Raw genomic sequence first — 431 nt, 5'->3', positions numbered from 1 at the left:
ACTCAGTGCAACTTTGATCAGAATAATTCCGGTTATGTTGTCACTGCAATTTACTGCACTGAATATAAAAGAGCGATTTACTTTTGCTTGGTTTGGACCAAGAGGACTCGCATCGATAGTATTTACGTTAATGGTAATTGATACTCAAATAGAAAATAAATATCAGATTGCAACTATTGCTATGACCACTATTTTATTTAGTGTATTTATTCATGGTATAACTACTAAGCCAATTGCAGATAGTTTTGCTAAAAAGTAAAAAGTAAAAATGCGTAATTTTATTTATAAAGTTACGCATTTTTTAATCAGCCTAATAAAGTTTAATTGCTAAGTAGGTGTGCAAGTAACTCAATTGGATGTTTAGGTTTAAATTTTTCATATCGTTTAACTTGGCTACGACAAGAAAATCCTGTTGATAACAGTTGCTCGGG

At 31.3% G+C, this 431-nt stretch carries 1 protein-coding gene; it reads left to right on the top strand.

Going from position 1 to position 431, the window contains the following annotated elements:
* Nucleotides 1-259 (top strand): cation:proton antiporter domain-containing protein (locus tag AAEY62_RS20390; protein WP_350636023.1); only part of this gene is annotated, 259 nt, incomplete at its 5' end.
* Nucleotides 260-431 lie beyond the last annotated feature (172 nt).

This window comes from Pseudoalteromonas sp. GW168-MNA-CIBAN-0100, from assembly GCF_040309225.1.
GTDB lineage: Bacteria > Pseudomonadota > Gammaproteobacteria > Enterobacterales > Alteromonadaceae > Pseudoalteromonas > Pseudoalteromonas arctica.
This window is presented reverse-complemented; position numbering and strand designations above follow the sequence as displayed.